Source organism: Halostagnicola alkaliphila, assembly GCF_055379965.1.
Window position 1 is genome coordinate 2,466,911 of sequence record NZ_AP043826.1, and the last position, 16,668, is coordinate 2,483,578.

The 16,668-nt window shown below is 55.0% G+C and carries 19 protein-coding genes and 4 pseudogenes; 17 read left to right on the forward strand and 6 right to left on the reverse strand.

What is annotated here, in order from left to right; translation table 11 throughout:
• Positions 1-116 precede the first annotated feature (116 nt).
• The 3 genes from ACZ5C7_RS17570 to ACZ5C7_RS17580 all read right to left on the reverse strand — a co-directional run bounded on the left by ACZ5C7_RS17570 (position 117) and on the right by ACZ5C7_RS17580 (position 3,013).
• Positions 117-1,928 carry an ABC transporter ATP-binding protein gene (locus ACZ5C7_RS17570; protein ID WP_464377573.1) on the reverse strand — a complete coding sequence of 604 codons (1,812 nt, stop codon included), beginning with the start codon at positions 1,926-1,928 and terminating at the stop codon, positions 117-119.
• 303 nt (positions 1,929-2,231) lie between these two features.
• Positions 2,232-2,450: a HalOD1 output domain-containing protein gene (locus ACZ5C7_RS17575; RefSeq protein WP_464377574.1), complete on the reverse strand. Its 219-nt coding sequence runs from the start codon at positions 2,448-2,450 to the stop codon at positions 2,232-2,234.
• Between the two features lie 302 nt (positions 2,451-2,752).
• Positions 2,753-3,013 carry a MarR family transcriptional regulator gene (locus ACZ5C7_RS17580; RefSeq protein WP_464377575.1) on the reverse strand — a complete coding sequence of 87 codons (261 nt, stop codon included), beginning with the start codon at positions 3,011-3,013 and terminating at the stop codon, positions 2,753-2,755.
• 232 nt (positions 3,014-3,245) lie between these two features.
• Here ACZ5C7_RS17580 and ACZ5C7_RS17585 point away from each other — a divergent pair, with 232 nt between their 5' ends.
• A complete protein-coding gene (locus tag ACZ5C7_RS17585; RefSeq protein ID WP_464377576.1) occupies positions 3,246-3,572 on the forward strand; it encodes a hypothetical protein in 327 nt (108 codons plus the stop codon).
• Positions 3,565-4,374 carry a DUF8008 family protein gene (locus tag ACZ5C7_RS17590; RefSeq protein ID WP_464377577.1) on the forward strand — a complete coding sequence of 270 codons (810 nt, stop codon included), beginning with the start codon at positions 3,565-3,567 and terminating at the stop codon, positions 4,372-4,374. The genes ACZ5C7_RS17585 and ACZ5C7_RS17590 overlap by 8 nt, the downstream gene beginning before the upstream one ends.
• A 217-nt stretch (positions 4,375-4,591) precedes the next feature.
• Here the strand turns inward: ACZ5C7_RS17590 and ACZ5C7_RS17595 are convergent, their stop codons facing one another.
• Both ACZ5C7_RS17595 and ACZ5C7_RS17600 read right to left on the reverse strand, forming a co-directional pair.
• Positions 4,592-5,095, reverse strand: a complete 504-nt coding sequence (locus ACZ5C7_RS17595; RefSeq protein ID WP_464377578.1) for a DNA-binding protein — start codon at positions 5,093-5,095, stop codon at positions 4,592-4,594.
• On the reverse strand, positions 5,088-5,780 hold the full coding sequence (locus ACZ5C7_RS17600) for a nucleotidyltransferase domain-containing protein (RefSeq protein ID WP_464377579.1): 693 nt from the start codon (positions 5,778-5,780) through the stop codon (positions 5,088-5,090). The genes ACZ5C7_RS17595 and ACZ5C7_RS17600 overlap by 8 nt, the downstream gene beginning before the upstream one ends.
• 344 nt (positions 5,781-6,124) lie before the next feature.
• On the opposite strand from ACZ5C7_RS17600, the pseudogene ACZ5C7_RS17605 reads away from it, so the two are divergent.
• From ACZ5C7_RS17605 to ACZ5C7_RS17655, 11 genes and pseudogenes are all read left to right on the forward strand, one after another.
• Positions 6,125-6,393 (forward strand): annotated as a pseudogene (locus ACZ5C7_RS17605) (DUF8008 family protein); the annotation flags it as partial.
• A 282-nt stretch (positions 6,394-6,675) separates the two neighbouring features.
• Positions 6,676-6,924, forward strand: coding sequence for a UPF0175 family protein (locus ACZ5C7_RS17610; protein ID WP_464377580.1), 249 nt, complete (start codon positions 6,676-6,678; stop codon positions 6,922-6,924).
• Complete coding sequence (locus ACZ5C7_RS17615; protein WP_464377581.1) at positions 6,911-7,423, forward strand: PIN domain-containing protein; 513 nt, start codon at positions 6,911-6,913, stop codon at positions 7,421-7,423. The genes ACZ5C7_RS17610 and ACZ5C7_RS17615 overlap by 14 nt, the downstream gene beginning before the upstream one ends.
• A 360-nt stretch (positions 7,424-7,783) precedes the next feature.
• Positions 7,784-8,071, forward strand: a pseudogene (locus ACZ5C7_RS17620) (DUF8008 family protein); the annotation flags it as partial.
• Between the two features lie 61 nt (positions 8,072-8,132).
• Positions 8,133-8,498, forward strand: coding sequence for an HNH endonuclease (locus ACZ5C7_RS17625; RefSeq protein WP_464377582.1), 366 nt, complete (start codon positions 8,133-8,135; stop codon positions 8,496-8,498).
• 533 nt (positions 8,499-9,031) lie between these two features.
• Complete coding sequence (locus ACZ5C7_RS17630) at positions 9,032-9,913, forward strand: DUF8172 family protein (RefSeq protein WP_464377583.1); 882 nt, start codon at positions 9,032-9,034, stop codon at positions 9,911-9,913.
• A gap of 171 nt (positions 9,914-10,084) precedes the next feature.
• Positions 10,085-10,243 (forward strand): UPF0175 family protein, encoded by a 159-nt coding sequence (locus ACZ5C7_RS17635; RefSeq protein ID WP_464377584.1) that lies wholly within the window; start codon positions 10,085-10,087, stop codon positions 10,241-10,243.
• Positions 10,230-10,352, forward strand: a complete 123-nt coding sequence (locus ACZ5C7_RS17640; protein ID WP_464377585.1) for a hypothetical protein — start codon at positions 10,230-10,232, stop codon at positions 10,350-10,352. Before ACZ5C7_RS17635 ends, ACZ5C7_RS17640 begins: the two co-directional genes overlap by 14 nt.
• An 18-nt stretch (positions 10,353-10,370) precedes the next feature.
• Positions 10,371-10,607, forward strand: coding sequence for a PIN domain-containing protein (locus tag ACZ5C7_RS17645; protein WP_464378469.1), 237 nt, complete (start codon positions 10,371-10,373; stop codon positions 10,605-10,607).
• Positions 10,606-10,839: pseudogene (locus ACZ5C7_RS17650) on the forward strand (DUF8008 family protein); the annotation flags it as partial. The gene ACZ5C7_RS17645 and the pseudogene ACZ5C7_RS17650, both read left to right, overlap by 2 nt.
• 506 nt (positions 10,840-11,345) lie before the next feature.
• Positions 11,346-12,308 (forward strand): DUF7983 family protein, encoded by a 963-nt coding sequence (locus ACZ5C7_RS17655; RefSeq protein WP_464377586.1) that lies wholly within the window; start codon positions 11,346-11,348, stop codon positions 12,306-12,308.
• 137 nt (positions 12,309-12,445) lie between these two features.
• Here the strand turns inward: ACZ5C7_RS17655 and ACZ5C7_RS17660 are convergent, their stop codons facing one another.
• Positions 12,446-13,027, reverse strand: coding sequence for a hypothetical protein (locus tag ACZ5C7_RS17660; protein WP_464377587.1), 582 nt, complete (start codon positions 13,025-13,027; stop codon positions 12,446-12,448).
• A 169-nt stretch (positions 13,028-13,196) separates the two neighbouring features.
• Here ACZ5C7_RS17660 and ACZ5C7_RS17665 point away from each other — a divergent pair, with 169 nt between their 5' ends.
• From ACZ5C7_RS17665 to ACZ5C7_RS17680, 4 genes and pseudogenes are all read left to right on the forward strand, one after another.
• Complete coding sequence (locus tag ACZ5C7_RS17665; RefSeq protein WP_464378470.1) at positions 13,197-13,469, forward strand: DUF8008 family protein; 273 nt, start codon at positions 13,197-13,199, stop codon at positions 13,467-13,469.
• The gene (locus ACZ5C7_RS17670; protein ID WP_464377588.1) at positions 13,466-14,878 is read left to right on the forward strand and encodes an ATP-binding protein; all 1,413 of its coding nucleotides are present in this window, start codon (positions 13,466-13,468) and stop codon (positions 14,876-14,878) included. The genes ACZ5C7_RS17665 and ACZ5C7_RS17670 overlap by 4 nt, the downstream gene beginning before the upstream one ends.
• Before the next feature lie 260 nt (positions 14,879-15,138).
• Positions 15,139-15,264 (forward strand): annotated as a pseudogene (locus ACZ5C7_RS17675) (ATP-binding protein); the annotation flags it as partial.
• Positions 15,265-15,576: 312 nt separating this feature from the next.
• Entirely contained in the window at positions 15,577-16,260 is a 684-nt protein-coding gene (locus tag ACZ5C7_RS17680) for a DUF4330 family protein (protein WP_464377589.1), read from the forward strand.
• The last annotated feature ends 408 nt before the right edge of the window (positions 16,261-16,668 follow it).

Below are 16,668 nucleotides of genomic sequence, written 5' to 3' on the forward strand. Positions count from 1 at the left end.
AAGACCGACGACGGCACCGTCATATAAAATAACTAATACAATATAACCCGATGCTAACTGTCGAACTGCAATTGGAGAGGGGAATAATGAAGAGTAAAGAACACCTATAATTAGCGTTACTGAGTTTGGATAGAGTGGAGCTGTTTATATCTTCCATCTCTTTTGATTAGGTCTCGATGAGGACCAGATTCAATGATCTCTCCATCTTCCATCGTATAGATTCGATCAGCGTTCGTGACTGTCGATAACCTATGCGCTATCACGAGCATTGCGTAATTCCGGTCCATCGCTTCAATTCCTTCGTGAACATCTTTCTCGAGCGACGTATCCAAATCACTCGTAGCTTCATCCAGAATTAACAGATCTGCATCCTTCAACAGTGCTCGAGCGATTGCGACCCGCTGTCGTTGGCCACCAGATAGTTTCACGCCTTGGTCCCCGAGTACTGTCTCATACCCATCCGGCAAATCAGACAAGAACTCAGTTACCTGCGCGATTTCACAGGCTATTTCAATGTCCTCTCGAGAAGCCTTTCGATTCCCAACAGTAACATTTCGACGTAGCGTGTCGTTGAAGACGTGGGGATCCTGCCGGACAATCGTCACTCGAGAGCGCCAGCTTCGAATATCAAACTCGTCTATTGGAATCCCGTTAGCCGTGATTTCTCCATCAGTTGGTTCGTACATCCTCGCCAGCAGAGATGCGATCGTAGATTTTCCAGCGCCAGAGGGTCCAACAAACGCTACAAACTCTCCCTGATCAAAGCCGAACGAAACGTCCCGAAGAACCGTCTCATCGTCTGTATTGTAACTAAATTTCACTTCATTAAATTCGGTTCGTTCGATCGGTTTTGGAACTTCATTTGCGTCAGTCTTTGGCTCACTGTTTTGCTCGAGCTCTTCGATGAACTCCTGTGTTCGGACCAGATGCGGGAGTTCACTCTCAACACGATAGACGTACTTATTGAGATTACTGACTTTCGGCCCAAGTTGGAACATTGCAAAGAGGAAGACACCCAATTGACTGAGATTCATCGCTGAAAAGGTGAGAGCGAGATAGATAAGGACGAATACGGTTACTGCTGTGGTGAGTTGGTAGAAGTTCGTGATGGCAGCATCATTTCGTTCGACCTTGATTCGGTTCGTTTCAAATTTCTCAGCAGATTGAGAGAAACCGCTTCGAAGCTCGTCAACGATACCAAACAGCTTCACTTCTCTGACGCCCTGAGTTCCAGCCTGAGCATTCGATTGAATGCCTTCCTTCGCATCGGCGACTTTGTCGCCGAGTGAGTACCCGGTGTCGAGAACAGATCGGAATAGAATCGTCACACCACCCAGCAAAATGATTGTAAAGATCGTCAGCGACGGGGACAGAATCATGGCGATTGTGAGATACATCGCTGCCAGTAGTCCCTGCTCTATCACGTTGATGGTGTATCTAATGACCTTTCCAGCGTACTCCGCTTGTGTAACAATCGCGTTGAGTATATCGTCCGACCCTTCCTCGTCGAAGTACGAAATTTCGGCATCAAGTGCGTGATTAAACGCCTCCTCCTGAAGATGTCGTACGTACTTTGTTTCGATCGCGGCACGAAGCCAGCCCACCAGAAACGAAGTCGTGAACCTAACAGTCATAATCAACGCAACACCACCGACAAGATAGCCGAGCGAGAACGGAATTCCAAGAAACTCATAGACAGTCAAAAACCCTTCGAGAATCCCATCCGCATCCTCAGGTTGACCACCGGATTCTGCAACCTCAACAATAGGCATCAGAAAACTCAGCCCAATCCCCTCGAGCAGCGCAGCGATCACAGCAAGAACAATCAGACCTGCTGCGAAAAACGGTTGAAACTTCGCGACGCGATACAGCGCCTGGCCTTTTTCGCGCCAGGTTAGATCGAGGTCCCCATCAGTAGTTTCGGACATTGGAAGAGAGCATCCCGTGCGCAAACGCGCGGGTTGGATTATTCGGTACTCACACAGCGCAGTATAAAATCCCGTCGCTCTCTCCGGGGATTTGAAACGAGAAGGGGAATCGTACTGAGTTGCTGTTCGAGAAACGGACCAACTACTCGAGAAACCAATTACTCGAGCAGGTTTCCACTCACTCGGCAGCCACAGGGGTTGGCTTCGTGTTCGTGCGGACCGCGACTCGTGACGAGAAGCACGGGTTCCCCACAGCGGGGGCAGAGTGGAAACGGACAGTCATCCTCACTCTGTTCTTCGCCCTCACTCATTGCAACCCACCCGTATTCCATCGCGAGTCACGACCAGCGGAATTCCCTGAACCTCAAGCCGGACCTCCACCGTCTGATTAGCAGAACAAACAAACCGCTCGAGTGCCTCCGGATCGAATTCGGCTCCGAGCTGGTAGGCGTCTCGAGCCAGCCCGTGCTCCTCGAGCGTTCGGACGATGTCCACAACCAAGTTATCAGTAGTTGCGGTCATAGCAATCTCCCTCTGCTGAAAGCTCGAGCACCAGTGCGAATTATTCGACTTCGATTCGTCTGTCGGACGGGATGTTTAAGCCCGCGGAGAAGTAATCCAATCATGGCAACCGATCCATTCCGCGATTGGAAGCCACGTCTCGGGTGCTACTACCACCCGGGGCATTTCAACGGAAACGCCCACATATGCTGTTCATGGCTTCCGTTTGACCCAATGATCTGTAGTGTCATATAACTACTGTTTCGAACTGGAAATTATCTCTCGAGAACAGTCACTCGAGTCCGAATCGTCGACACAGAAAGTTAGTCCTCTGGCTCGAGCTCCGAGACGTCGAGGTTCCCCTCGAGATACGTGTGGCCGGTATCGCTCAACTGGTACAGGCCGGTATCGACCGACTCCAGCAGTCCGGCGTCTGTGAGTGCACTGCATCTCCGACTGATGTACTGCCGATCGTACTCAATATTCACTGCGAGCACTTTCGGCGAGACCAGAATCGAATGCTCGTCGAAAAAGAGCATAATCTCGTAGTCGACAGGAGCCATCCAGGGAACCCGCTCTACCATTTGTGCGTGAGTGACCGGATGCAGTACTGAAAAGTTAGCACTATCTGTGGAAGTGTTGTATACGAACGTTGTTTGATTTAGTCAACGAATAGCGTCAACATTTATGTCAGTGGGGTATAGACTCACCGGTACGGAAGCACACTGTGACTCTCTCGAACTGAGTCGCAAAACTGCGGACCGGTGTTAGCCCCACCAGTCCGCGGAAAGCTCCCGTAAACAGCCTCCGGAAGCCATGTCAGACGACAACCCACGGGGTAATCAAAGTCCCGACCGACAAGACGCATCGAGCCAAACTGACCACGCGACGCGACTCTTTCGAGAACGCCTCGAGACCATCGACCACCTCACAAACATCCTCCTCGAGGAGACGACCCAATCAAGCGCACTCGAGCACCTCGAGCCGGCCGAACAGAGAGCTGTCCGCAGACGCCTGCGCGAGATCAGCGCGGAGACGAACCGCACCCTCCTCCTCGTGGTCGGCCCCGAGGCGACGATTCGAAGCTCCGAACCCATCCCCGACAACGCCGAGGACGACCCGCGAGGTGAGCACAATGAGTGACGACCGATTCGCCGCCCTCGAAACGCGCGTCGAGAGCCTCGAGGCCGAACTCGAGACCAAAACCGACCGGATCGAAAACCTCGAACGCGACCGCGACCGATTAACGGAGCGGGTCCAGTCCCTCGAGGAGCGCATCGAGGCGTGCGAACGCGAGCGCACGCGCTGTGAGAGCGCCGTCGACGCGGCGTTGAACAAGGCCGGGACCAACAAGGAACGGATCGAGGAACTCCAGGCGAGAGAACTCGAGAAGGGTGCCCACCTCCGCGCCGATCGCGTCGACGCACACGAACTCGACGTCCCCGGCGATCGACTCGAGCGGATTACCAAGGATGACGGAAAGACCTACTTCCGCGTTCCCGAAAGCGCCGACCCGCTCGAGAACGGACGCGTCTCGCTCGCCTACGCCGACCTCCTGCCGATCCAGCAACTCGCCAGAATGGACGAGGACATGCGCCGCTCGACGACCTCCTCACTTCCCTCGAGACTTGCCGCGAAACTCTGGGAGGCCCGAACCGATCCGAGCGTCGGCGACGATCCCTGGAAATCCGGCTGCAAGACCGTCGCGGAGTACGTCACCGCGAGCGATTTGAAACACTGGATCCGGCGACGGGAACCGGGTACGAGCGAAACCTACGCGAAGAAACTCGTCTCGAGAACCATCGACGCAATTCTCGAGCTCTCCAAGCACCGCCTCGCGGTCCGCAAGCGAACCGAACGAAAGAACGGCCTCGAGTACACCGAACGGCGGGTCGTCCTTCCCGCCGACGCCGACGTTCCCGGGAAAGCGACAGGTGGTGACTAAGCGCCGGTGACAGTTGGTGTCCTCGGACGACCGGGGACAGTGCGGAAGAGATGGCCTCGAGAGAGGTTCGATGGCTCTGTCGGAAACCGAACTCACAGGACACGCGGCTGTAGGCGGGTCGGCTACCGGTCGGTGTATCCCTCGAGTGGCCCTCGGTGGTCATAATGAAGGACAACAAGTGAAGGGGACCCTGAAGACAACAGCTGTCACTTGGTTGCTAGTCGCAGTTGCAGACGCCGCCTTCGCGGATCTGGTTGGTGACGTGACGGTGGATTTCACGAGCTAACCGATGCATCGTTTTTGCCTGCCGCTTCGTTGGGTGTCGGCCGCCATAGTAGCTGTCCGTCCGATTGTTCTCATACAGGTCTTTGAGTTCACGCGTTAGATCCCGCGTGAAAAGACCGAACCGCGCCGCCCGGTCGTAGCAGCGATCGTGGGAGTCCGTTTGGAACTCGCGCAACTCATCTCCACCCTCTGCAATGGCGAACGCCTCCAGCGACCGCTCAATGGTGCCAAAGCATAGTTCGACAACAGCGGTATAGTAGCCACTACTTTCGATTTCCTCGACGATGGCAAGGAGCCGACATCCCTTTGTGAGTTGGGTCTTCCAGTCAGCCTCCGTGTCGATCTCCGATTCTCGGGTCGGAATGCCGTGACCCCCCTCGTTGAAGGCGTCGACGGCCGCGTCAAGTGCCTCCCTGACAGTATTGGGATCACTCATCGAGATCACCATGCAGAACCATATCGCGGACGGTGTCGAACTCATTCGTTCGGTGGATGGCAATGCCGTCGCGGAGGATTTCCTGCAGGTCGTCCGCGTAATTCGGAACGGCTTGGAGGCCCTCGACATCAATCTCGAAGGCATAGCGGTTGCCGTCGAATGTATCCGCTTCGAGGGATTGCCTGACTTGGTTCGCCCGCCGTTGGTTACCCATCCTGTCCTCGCGCACCAACACCCAGAGGTCGATATCGCTGCGGCGGTCGGCCTCTCCACGGGCGATGCTTCCGTAGAGGACGACCGCGAGGACGCCATCAAGTTCGTCCAGTAACACCTCAGTTGCGGCCTTCACCGGAGCGTGGAACTCCGATTGTGGAATTTCGAGGTAGGGCTCGTCTGGTCGAGTCAACCGGTCGCGGTTGATCTGCACGAGCCGACGCGACCCGTCGCGTTCTTCGACGACGAGGTCGTTGCTGGAGAGGACGTCAACTGTTTTCGTAATCGTCGGCCGCGTATAGTCGACAGCCTCAGCGATGTCCGTCATTGAGAACGACTCGTCGTGATGTCGGGTCAAAAATAGAAGGATGTCATCTGTGGCTTCGCCCTTGAATAAGCGACCGTCTAGAAGGGGTATATCGACCGTTATACAAGTACTATCACCTTGATTATCGTTCGATATTGTTTTCATCGTAAAGGAATCCTTTGCACTACAACTTAAACCTTATTACAATATCGGGCTTAGCTTATAAAGTATTACAAGGACAGTAACATCGCTTGAATTGGAACCACCGTGACCAGCCCCCCGACTTCTTTCACGGAGAGGTCTTAATAAGAATACTGTACTAGCAACAACGGATATGGTTGGTAAGGACACACAATCGCTCTTCCGTAGGAAATTGTTGAGACAGTTCTCCACGGTAGCGCCGGAACAGAGACTAGCGGTCTAACGACCAAGCGACCTGGTTCTACTCTCGGTTGGGTTAGCATAGAATCGCAAGATGGCTCTACACCAACAATGTGCTAGACAAGAGCGATCCGTGGGAGAACGGGTGCAGAGAAATAACTGAATACATCAAAGCCAGTAATCTCAAACACTGGATCCGCGCCAGAAAGCTGGCATCAGCGAGAGTTACGCGAAGAAGCTCCTTTCGCGAGTGATCGGTGCCATGCTGGATCTCTCCAAGCACTGCCTCGCGGTCCGCAAGCGAACCGAACGAAAGAACGGCCTCGAGTACACCGAACGGCGGCTCGTCCTGCCTGCCGACGCCGACATTCCCGGAAAAACGACAGGCGGTGACTAAGCGCCGGTGACAGCTGGCGTCCACGGCTAGGCCTGTCCACCCCGAGAACGAACCCCTCGAGAGCGGTCGACCGCTATCGGATCGACCCAGCTCCACGCTCCCTGCGGCTGTTCGTCTGGGTTCGGTAGTGGTGGGTCCGTTCCTCGAGTGGTCCTCGGTGGTCACAATGGGACAGAAAGTGAAGGGCATCCTGAAGACAACAGCTGTCACTGGAGTGGACATACCGAAACAGTACTGGCTGTGATCCGAGGACCTTTGTAGATGTGCCGACAATCATACCCTATGCGGACGATCGATGTTCCGTCGGACGTCTACGATTCCGTAACCGTCCCGGAAGACGAGCGAGAGGACGTACTCCGGCGAGAGTTAGCTGTGTCACTATATCGAGAGGGGATGCTCTCGTTCGGAAAGGCACGTGAGCTCGCCGAACTGTCGAGGCGGGAGTTCCACCAACTGCTCGGCGACCGGAACGTTGAGCGCCACTATACGACCGAGGAACTCGCAGAAGATCTCGAGTATGGGAAACAGTAACGGCGACGACGAGGTCACTGTCGTCGCCGATACGTCACCAGTACTCAACCTCGCATTGATCAACCGGCTCGACCTCATCCGCGAGCAGTTTTCGACGGTCGTCGTTCCCGAACAGGTCTGGGACGAACTACTGGACGGCGAAGACGGTGTCGAAGCGCTTCGAGCTGCGCATGACGAGAGTGTCATCGAGATCGTTTCGCTCGAGGAAACACCCCTCGTCGCCGAATTTCGTCGAAATCTTGATCGAGGGGAAGCCGCAGCACTGGCGTACGCGATCGAAGCGGATGCTGATCTCGTGCTCATAGACGAGCGTGAAGCACGCCAAACCGCCCGACGACACGGACTCTCGATGACTGGGGCAATCGGAGTTCTGTTACGCGGGGTCGGCGATGACACGGACGCATTGCGAACGGAACTCGACCGTCTTCGCGAAGTGGGCTTTTGGATTTCTGATGACTTGTACGAGACGGTTCTCGAACAAGCGCGTGACGAACGCTGAGTACGTCACCGCGAGCGATCTGAAACATTGGATCCGACGTCCTCAGAAATCTTAATGAATTAGCTAAGTTCTGGGAATGGGGTCTACCCCACTTATCGGCAGCTGGGGCCTGTAGTGGTACTCCCTCGTACAGTTGTTCCCAATACTTCTCTCGATCATTATGATTTCTGAGGTCGAGGCGAATCGAAGATTCGCCGACCATTGGAGAGCTTCGCTCTTCAAGAGGCTGCACAAAAGCTTAATGAATTAGCTAAGTTCTGGGAATGGGGTCTACCCCACTTATCGGCAGCTGGGGCCTGTAGTGGTACTCCCTCGTACAGCTGTTCCCAATATTTCTCTCGATCATTACGCTTTTGTGAACGCAAGGAAACCGGCACGAGCGAAACCGACGCGAAGAAACTCGTCTCGAGGACCATCGACGCGATCCTCGAGCTCTCCAAGCACCGTCTCGCGGTCCGCAAGCGAACCGAACGAAAGAACGGTCTCGAGTACACCGAACGGCGGCTCGTCTTGCCCGCCGACGCCGACGTCCCCGGGCGAACCGACGGAACTCGAGACGACAGGAGGCGATGCAAACCCATGTCACGGATGAAGCGATCGAAGATTCGAACGAACTGTCAAACATATCCAGAAAAACGTGGCCGTTGAACGTGAGAAAGTTGGATCAGGTTCAGTGGGATATCGTCGGAATCCAGCGTTTAGTAAACGAGTGAAAGAAGCCTACGACTATGGCTGTGCTGTTTGTGGGGCAGACCGAACAGCCCCAAATGGTTCGAACGAGGTCGAAGCCGCTCATATTTATCCAGTTGCAGGAGTTGATGGTGACTCGGGAGATGGCGGGCCAGATACCATCGCAAACGGGATAGCGTTGTGTAAATTACACCACTGGGCATTCGATAACGGATGGTTCGCCTTAGAAGACGACTACACGGTTGTTGTACGAGATGAACCACAGTTGAGTGGATACGAGGATATTGTTCGGTATGCTGACCAACAGATTAGGCTTCCTAATGACGGAGCAAAACGGCCTGATTCCAGGTTCATTCAAGCCCATCGTACGCAAATTTGGAAATAAAGAAGGGGTGAAACGCGTAGATGTACTCACCGGAGATCCGATTTGATACCGCATTCATATTTAAGATTTAAACGTTAGAGGAGGAACTACCTTTGAAACCCACGGCTCTATTACACAATCTCAATTTGACGCAACTCTTGGTGTTCTATTCGCAGCTGTAGTGAGTGGATGGTTCATCGGTTTCGTGTTGAAACAAACGGAGTCGTCGTGCTGCACTAATCGACGCGACTCGGAATTCTCGTGACGAAGCACTCATTGCTGTCGGCTGGGACAGGACTGCGGTCAGGTGAACTCCGGAACCTCACGGTTGGAGGTGTCACTAACTACGAACACGGCTATCAAATCACTGTCCAAGGGAAAACAGGGCAGCGAACATCAAAGACGACGGACTCCAGTCAAACCACTTCTTCCGTCAAATTTCATGGTGAGGGTGAGAAAGACGAGATTGATTCATAACGTTTGGTTTGGTAGTCTAAACGACGTAGGACGATGGACCCGTAGGAATATAGTTGCGGAGAGCAATCGTTGAGGTGATGACTATTCGTGTCTTCTATCATCACCCGGATGATAAGCAGTTCTCGTTCGATTTTGTGAACCCTGATCTCGAAGCCATTGGTGAACGAGTCCTCAACTACGAGAGTCATAAGTCAGTCAAAGTTGAACAATACGAGTTAGAACAGACGGTATACGTCGTCTACACGTCATCCGGTGCTACCGGTGATGTGGATGCTATCGAATACGATCTTGTAGATCAGATCTCATCAATGGTACCTTCGAATAGTGTTATCGCCACGCGGTATGTTGGTCTGTTCAAGGAAGTTCTCAAAGGCAATTATGAGGAGGAGGGAAAGCGAGTGCAGGCGTACAAAGACATTGCTGCGGAGGACATCGAACCTGCACTCAACCAGGTTAACTGGGACAGAAGTGCAACTGAAGTCGCTGGCCGGCTCGCTTCGAATTTAATCCTCAAACACGCTCTCCCAAATGCGAACCACAGAACTGCAATCGGTATGATTCAGGTGTATCTCCGCCGTATCGAACCCGGTTTTTCAATGCCAAATACAGCTCGGCAGACAGACGGTGATGACGAGTACGCGTGGATGAACTGGGCTAATGAGTACATTAACGAATCAAAACGCCTACTCACGGTTCGTCGAAAAGGCGATCGGTTCCAGTATCTCTCCCAGTTCGGGTGTGAGATTCTTGAACGAAAGCACGGTATCGAGATCGTGCTCGACGAATACGACCTTTCGTTACCCGCGAGTGAGCGATGGCAACAATACGCTGAACAGCATGAAGAACTGTGGGTTGAGTTTGTGGCGAACGCGGTTCAAAGAAGCGGCTACGAAGAGTTGATAGATACGAAAGGCCTCACAAAACACGAATTCGCGGAGCAGCTAGAGCAAATGCAGTGATGAGCTGACTGCAGTGTTTTTAATCCTGGAGTTGAGCGACCATTCGGCCGGTCTCTTCAATCTCCTCGCTCTGACTGAGGTCAAGATGGTCCTCTAGTTCTCGAACCGATTCTTCCAGAGTCATAGTGAGAGATGGGCGACTCAGAAGGATAAGTGTACCGGCGTTCACCTGTGTCACTGTCTCGAGAAGGGATGCTCTCGTTCGGAAAGGCACGTGAGCTCGCCGAACTGTCCCAGCGGAAGTGCCACCAACTGCTCGGCGACCGGAACGTTGAGCGCCACGATACGACCGAGGAACTCGCAGAAGATCTCGAGTATGGGAAACAGTGACGACGGCGGCGACAGTGACCGTGTCGTCGCTGACACGTCACCGATACTCAACCTTGCAGTAATCGACCGGCTTGACCTCGTCCGCGAGCAGTTTTCGACGAAATCTTGATCGAGGGAAGTCACAGCACTGGCGTACGCGATCGAAGCGGATGCTGATCTCGTGCTCATAGACGAGCGTGAAGCACGCCAAACCGCCCGACGACACGGACTCTCGATGACTGGGGCAATCGGAGTTCTGTTACGCGGGGTCGGCGATGACACGGACGCATTGCGAACGGAACTCGACCGTCTTCGCAAAGCGGGCTTTTGGATTTCTGATGACTTGTACGAGACGGTTCTCGAACAAGCGCGTGACGAACGCTGAGTACGTCACCGCGAGCGATCTGAAACACTGGATCCGACGCCAGGAACCGGGCACGAGCGAAACCGACGCCAAGAAACTCGTCTCGAGGACCATCGACGCGATCCTCGAGCTCTCCAAGCACCGTCTCGCGGTCCGCAAGCGAACCGAACGAAAGAACGGCCTCGAGTACACCGAACGCAGGGTGATCCTCCCCAACGACGCCGACATCCCTGAGGAAACGAACGGAGAGTAAGCGCCGGTGACAGTTGGTGTCCTCGGGTGTACGGTCACTGTGGGGAATGAGATGCCTTGATAGAGGTCGCTTGACTCTTCAGGACGCCTATCTCACAACACGAACGCGGTTGTACGCGGGTTGGGTACCCGTGGGTGTATCACTCGAGTGGTCGTCGGTGGTCACACTGTCAGTGGTGGGTAAGACGATTTCTTTATTCAGAGCAGCTCATGAAAATCGCGGTAAGTACAGACGGCATACCGAAGTTTTGCTCTGCGGGCGCGACTCCGTCGCGCCCTCGGCAAAACTTCGATGAAAAGCACTCCTCCCTCCCCTACGGGTCGGTCGTCGGCCCGCTCGCTCACTCTGTTCGCTCGCAGTGAGTGCACACTCTTTGCCCTGTACTTACTGATTCAACCGTTCGTAATGTGGTTGTTGTGGGTATATGAGAACTGTTATGAGACATTTTCAATGAGATGATAGTGATCGCACGAACCGTTTTACTGTTTCACACGTACATTCTACTCATGACCTTTCGGTCCACGTGGGGAAACCTGCTCGCCGAGTGTGAAGCGCTTGAAGACGAAGCGACACTCATCACACCGTTGTCCGAACAGCGGTTTCAGATTACAGATGTCCAGGACCATCGTGTCATCGTCGAGTTCGCAGACTCGGAAGAATCACGGCCACTCCAGCGCGATCAGTTCGAAACGCTTGTCGGCCGTGTCCGAGACGAACCAGCCGAATTCGAACTCGATCGGCTACCCCCAGAGGCCGATCCATATCCGGCAGTACTGAGTCTTCACCCGCGGTTCGAGATCGACAAGAAGACCGGAATGATCCGCCAAACCGACGATCCCACGCCATCACAGCTCGTCCAGACCGGTTCCACCGATATCGAAGGAGAACGCACAGAGCCCGACCTTGCCCTCTACTCGGACGCGCTCTTACTGATCGATGCACTCGAGCGCTACGATGTAAGCGAGTTTGAGGAGTTGGAAACCCCATCACTGGTGAACCTCTATACGCTCCTCTCGGATGTCCAACGAGATGCCGATGATCTCCGAGGAGAGGTTGCGAGCGTCCTCCTCAATCGACTCCATCACGACCAGCCCGTTCACGGGCAGTTCGGATCCGTCCAGCGGACTGGTCGAACGTATCGGTCGCTTCGTGACGAAGACGAGGTCCTCGAGACGCTCGAAGCGGCTGGTATCTCTCGTGAACGAGTGACCAGTGTCGACTCGAGTAAGGTTGACGAGGCACTCGAGGTGACCGAATTGGCCGCGTCGGATGTCTACGAGATCGACGAGCGCGAATACGTCCGGAAGGCCGATGTCGACGAAGCGGAAAAGGAGACGCGATTACAGGGCCTCAAAGACCGGCTGGCTGCGACGGAGGGAGCCGAGGCCGAGGAACTGCGCGACGAGATCGACGAGTTGGAGGAGCGCATCGACGATCTCACGAGCTTCCAATCCGGTGTGGAGGTGTGAGATGACAGCCTATCGCTTCCGCGTCAAACTCGACGATACAACCGCACTGTCGCGTGACATCATCGCCGGGAGGACCGGACGCTCGAGGAGCTTCAGGCCGTCATCAATAAAACCGAGCGGACGAACGTGACTGCGTTTTACGTTTCCAGCGAGTCGCCGAACTCTTTCTGAAAGCCTTCGAGAAGCCGACCAAAGTCGGACTGGAGAAAGAACTCGGCGTCCTCTTTCGTCTCGAGGAGGTGTTTTCGGCGTTTATCAGAGTACTCCGCTGCCATCTCGTCTAATTCGACGGCGAATGCCTCGATCGTCTCTTCGTCCTCGAGGGAATCATAGGTTCTGAAAACACCTTTCAGACCGCGCTTGGCAGATTGCCTGACACGGCCGTCCTCGTCCGTCAGTGCTTCCAGCAGAAATCCACCAATTTCGTCCGTCTGTTCGCGAGCGGTCTCGACATCCGTTTCCAGCGAGCGATCACTGTCGGCGATGGCGAACACCAGTGCAATTCCTGGCGTCAGTCGCTCTGCAACGCGAGCGGTTGATTGTCGGACGTATCCATCATCGCTCTGGGCGTAGATGGTGGTTAACTCGTCAAAGCCGATCTCGAACAATTGAACCCGTTCATCGAGATCTAACCCCTTAATTTCGTCAATCGTCTCGTTAACTTGCTCAGAATCGCCTGATCGAATGTCGGCCGCGAATTCGTCCCACCGCTGTTGCATATCGATTTATTGGGTTGCCCAGTTCATAATTTTGTCCCTAGGACTCCGTCACTGTTTGGAAAACGGCCGCGTTGAATCACTAGACAGCGTCGGGGAAGGTCGGTAAAGCCGATGAGATTCACGTGACACCAGGTGAGAGGGGGTCGAGAAAGAGGAAGACCAGAAGAGAATCCGCGCTCGCGCGGACCCGTTCGATCGAGGCGAGATCTCGCTCGCCTCCGGCCACTTGCTGCCGAGACAGCAGTTCGCCAGAATGGACGACGAAATGCGTCGCTCCGCTGCGAATACGGTACCGACGCGGTTGAGAGCAAAGTTGTGGCAAGCGCGGACTGACGATATCGTCAGCGATAACAGCACCCAAGATACAATAGTTGAGGCTACAATAGCTCATACTACATTATTCGGTGGCTATATAGTCACGGGGCAGAATAGCAGCGTATGACCGAGTTCATCAACCGAACGGAGGAACTCGCTCGCCTGCGAGAGCTCTACGCGAGCGACAGCGCGGAACTCGCTGTCGTCTGGGGTCGGCGTCGGATCGGGAAGACCCGACTACTCTCGGAGTCGCTTCGAGGCCGTGATGACGCCGTGTATTACCAAGCAACGGAGACAACCGCGAAAAACCAACTCGAGGCATTTGTGACTGATGCGAGCGAAACCTACCCAGATATCACGCGCCTCCAACGAGATTGGGAGACGGTACTAGAGTATCTGATCGACCAAGATGCGGTCATCGTTCTCGACGAGTTTCCGTATATTGCCGACGCTGACGAGCAACTTCCATCGCTCATCCAACGACTGTGGGATCACGACGTCGCAGACTCGACCGCAACGCTCGTCCTTACTGGCTCAGCGATCGGGATGATGCACGATCTCACTCTCGATGGGACTGCGCCACTGTACGGACGTCTCTCACAAAACCCGAGCGGGAAATTTCCAATCAACCAGCTCGAGTTCGGGGCAGCGATGGAGTTCTTCCCTGAGTACGACCCTGAAGAACAGATCTTTGCCTATGGCGTCTACGGCGGCGTTCCACACTACCTTCAAGCGGTTGATGACACACAGTCGCTCGAAGAGAACATTACGCGTACGCTATTGGCCCAGCAGGGTAGTCTCCACGAGGAGCCCGAACTAATCCTTCGCATGGAAGTCGACGAAGTAAAGCGGTTCTTCGCTATCCTCCAGGCTATCGCCAAAGGCAATCGAACCCGGAATGAAATCGCTGGCGATGCGGGTATCGACGCGAATAGTTCTAGCTACTATCTCGACCGATTGGAGGATTTAGAGCTGATCGAACCAGACTATCCAGTGACGGCAGATCCAACCCGTAGCCGGAAACGTCGATATCGGATTAGCGATAATCTCTTTCGGTTCTGGTTCCGGTTCGTCCACGGTCGCGGGGGACGATACGAGATGTACGGTGACACAGCGTATAGTGAACTCGTAAAGCCCGAACTCCCTGATTTCGTGAGCGATACCTTCGAACAGCTCTGTCAGCAGGCGGTCCGAACGCTGTATCCCGACCTCCGGTTTACAGATTTCCCCGGACGCTGGTGGCATCAGGAACACGAAATTGACGTCGTTGGACTCACTGCTGGGGAAACGCTGCTCGCGGGTGAAGTGAAGTTCACCAACCAGCCGGTCGGATTTTCGGTTCTCTCTCGCCTTCGAGAAGAAGCCCAGCACATCGACTGGACGCCACCAGCAGGCGGAGATCCCCAGTATGAATACGCATTATTCAGTCGCAGTGGATTCAAACAGTCTGTGCAAGAAGCAACAACGGAGGATGAAACGTTGCGCCTCTTCACGCTGGAAGAAGTCGTAGAAGAACTACAGTCGGCTGACGGATAGATCGGTTGCTGGTCTATAGGTGGAGCAGGGCGAGAACCTCAGGATCCTTCGAGAGACGTACGTCTCTCGTGACTGAGCGGAACAACGTTCCGCGAGGTCGTCGGCGCTTTACGCCGACTGCTCGAGGGATCGGAGATCCCTCGCTGTCCGCGAAACCTTCGGTTTCGCTTGATGACGAGAATCGTAGATTCTCGAACCGCTTGACCTCGGGGGTGAAGCCGTCACGGGATGACACTATCCACGTGTTGCACCCTAGATTCATTGACCGCGACGAAGAACTCGAGTGGCTTACGTCGCATCTCACTCGAGACGAGCGACAGTTACTCGTCGTCTATGGCCGACGGCGGGTTGGGAAGAAGACACTAGTGACAGAAGCGCTCGAATCGGACCTGCGATGGAACGGCAGTGATCGCACTGTTGAGTACGCGCTATTTTCGCGTTCTGGGTTCACCGACGAGTTGGAAACGCTCGCAAACGAACGTCCGGACCTTCATCTGTACTCTCCGGAAGAACTCGCTGCTGTCTTTGCGTCGGATTGAGCGTGTGCCTCTGCCTGTTGTGCATGGCCAACAAACCATAGACGCACTTCTGGATCTCTCGAAGAACCCCCTCGCGGTGAGACGGACGACCGAGGCCCAGACGAAAGAAAACTCTCCCCAACGCCGCCGGTAGGCGTTCGCTAATTATGGTGATCGAGAGTGGCGGTACGGTATGTCACCGCTCAGCCCGTCACCGCGCGGGACGCGCCGTTGTCGAAGCGCCGACAACCAAACTCCCGGTCGCTCGGTGCCGCGACCGCCAACACCACGCGACTCGAGAAACTCATGCCACTGATCGACGACGACGGTAATCTCTTCGGCGTCGTCAACGTCGTCGATGCGCTGGTTGTCGTCGTCCTGCTCGCCGTACTCGTCGCGGGGGTCGCGATCGTCGCGGGACTCGGTGGGTCGGATGAGGTCGACGAAGAAGAATCCGCGGACACCGAAACCAGGTACGTAACCGTCGAACTCGGGGAACAGCCCGACTACGTCGCCGAACAACTCGAGGAGGGCGACGACGCCGAAATCGGGGGTTGGGGATCGGGTGACTCGACGGCCATGGCGACGGTGACGGATACCGATGTCACCGATCCTGCGACAAACAATTCGAGTGCGGACCGAGCGGAGGTCACGATCCGTCTCGAGATAGAGGGGACTGCCGCCGAAGACGACCGCGGCCTCGAGGTGTTCCAGGTCGAGGGCGAACCGCTCGCGCTCGGAAGCGACCTCACCATCGATAGGGGGACGTACATCACGAGCGGCACAATAACTGCGCTCGATGCTGACGGGCCAACTCTCGAGGCCGACGAATTCACCGCGACCGACGCCGAAGTCGAACGCTAAAACGTGTCAGCATCCGTCGCGGACGGACAGTCCCAAACCGTCGGCGGTGAGACGGTTGCGACGATTCAGTCCGTCGAAGGCGAAGTCCGTAGTCTCGAGTGAGCTCGAGCGTGGTGGCGAGCGGAGTTCTCGAGTATAGTATGTACCACGTTCGCTCTCCGACCCAACGAATCAAAGCGAGTTTCCGTATCGATAGTCCAACGACGCTGATCGGTTGCCTGTGCTGAAATGGGACGGATGCAGGAGTCTGAGACCTCGACATCTCCCGATTGGGTGGTAGCTATCGCACTCCGCGAACTCAAACCACCTTTCGACTCAGTCACGCATCCCACCGAACTAGACGACCCGCGAGAACCACCGCGGGTGGGACTGAAAGGGGCCGTCGCGGTCGGTCCGGTGAGACGACGT

Excerpts from the sequence above, each read along its gene's own strand:
- ACZ5C7_RS17660 (WP_464377587.1), bottom strand. The coding sequence starts at position 13,027 with ATGCAACAGCGGTGGGACGAATTCGCGGCCGACATTCGATCAGGCGAT.
- ACZ5C7_RS17615 (WP_464377581.1), top strand. The coding sequence starts at position 6,911 with ATGGGAAACAGTAACGGCGACGACGAGGTCACTGTCGTCGCCGATACG.
- ACZ5C7_RS17580 (WP_464377575.1), bottom strand. The coding sequence starts at position 3,013 with ATGGTAGAGCGGGTTCCCTGGATGGCTCCTGTCGACTACGAGATTATG.
- ACZ5C7_RS17640 (WP_464377585.1), top strand. The coding sequence starts at position 10,230 with ATGGGAAACAGTGACGACGGCGGCGACAGTGACCGTGTCGTCGCTGAC.
- ACZ5C7_RS17575 (WP_464377574.1), bottom strand. The coding sequence starts at position 2,450 with ATGACCGCAACTACTGATAACTTGGTTGTGGACATCGTCCGAACGCTC.
- ACZ5C7_RS17590 (WP_464377577.1), top strand. The coding sequence starts at position 3,565 with ATGAGTGACGACCGATTCGCCGCCCTCGAAACGCGCGTCGAGAGCCTC.
- ACZ5C7_RS17595 (WP_464377578.1), bottom strand. The coding sequence starts at position 5,095 with ATGAGTGATCCCAATACTGTCAGGGAGGCACTTGACGCGGCCGTCGAC.
- ACZ5C7_RS17670 (WP_464377588.1), top strand. The coding sequence starts at position 13,466 with ATGACCGAGTTCATCAACCGAACGGAGGAACTCGCTCGCCTGCGAGAG.
- ACZ5C7_RS17630 (WP_464377583.1), top strand. The coding sequence starts at position 9,032 with ATGACTATTCGTGTCTTCTATCATCACCCGGATGATAAGCAGTTCTCG.
- ACZ5C7_RS17585 (WP_464377576.1), top strand. The coding sequence starts at position 3,246 with ATGTCAGACGACAACCCACGGGGTAATCAAAGTCCCGACCGACAAGAC.
- ACZ5C7_RS17570 (WP_464377573.1), bottom strand. The coding sequence starts at position 1,928 with ATGTCCGAAACTACTGATGGGGACCTCGATCTAACCTGGCGCGAAAAA.
- ACZ5C7_RS17655 (WP_464377586.1), top strand. The coding sequence starts at position 11,346 with ATGACCTTTCGGTCCACGTGGGGAAACCTGCTCGCCGAGTGTGAAGCG.
- ACZ5C7_RS17610 (WP_464377580.1), top strand. The coding sequence starts at position 6,676 with ATGCGGACGATCGATGTTCCGTCGGACGTCTACGATTCCGTAACCGTC.
- ACZ5C7_RS17600 (WP_464377579.1), bottom strand. The coding sequence starts at position 5,780 with ATGAAAACAATATCGAACGATAATCAAGGTGATAGTACTTGTATAACG.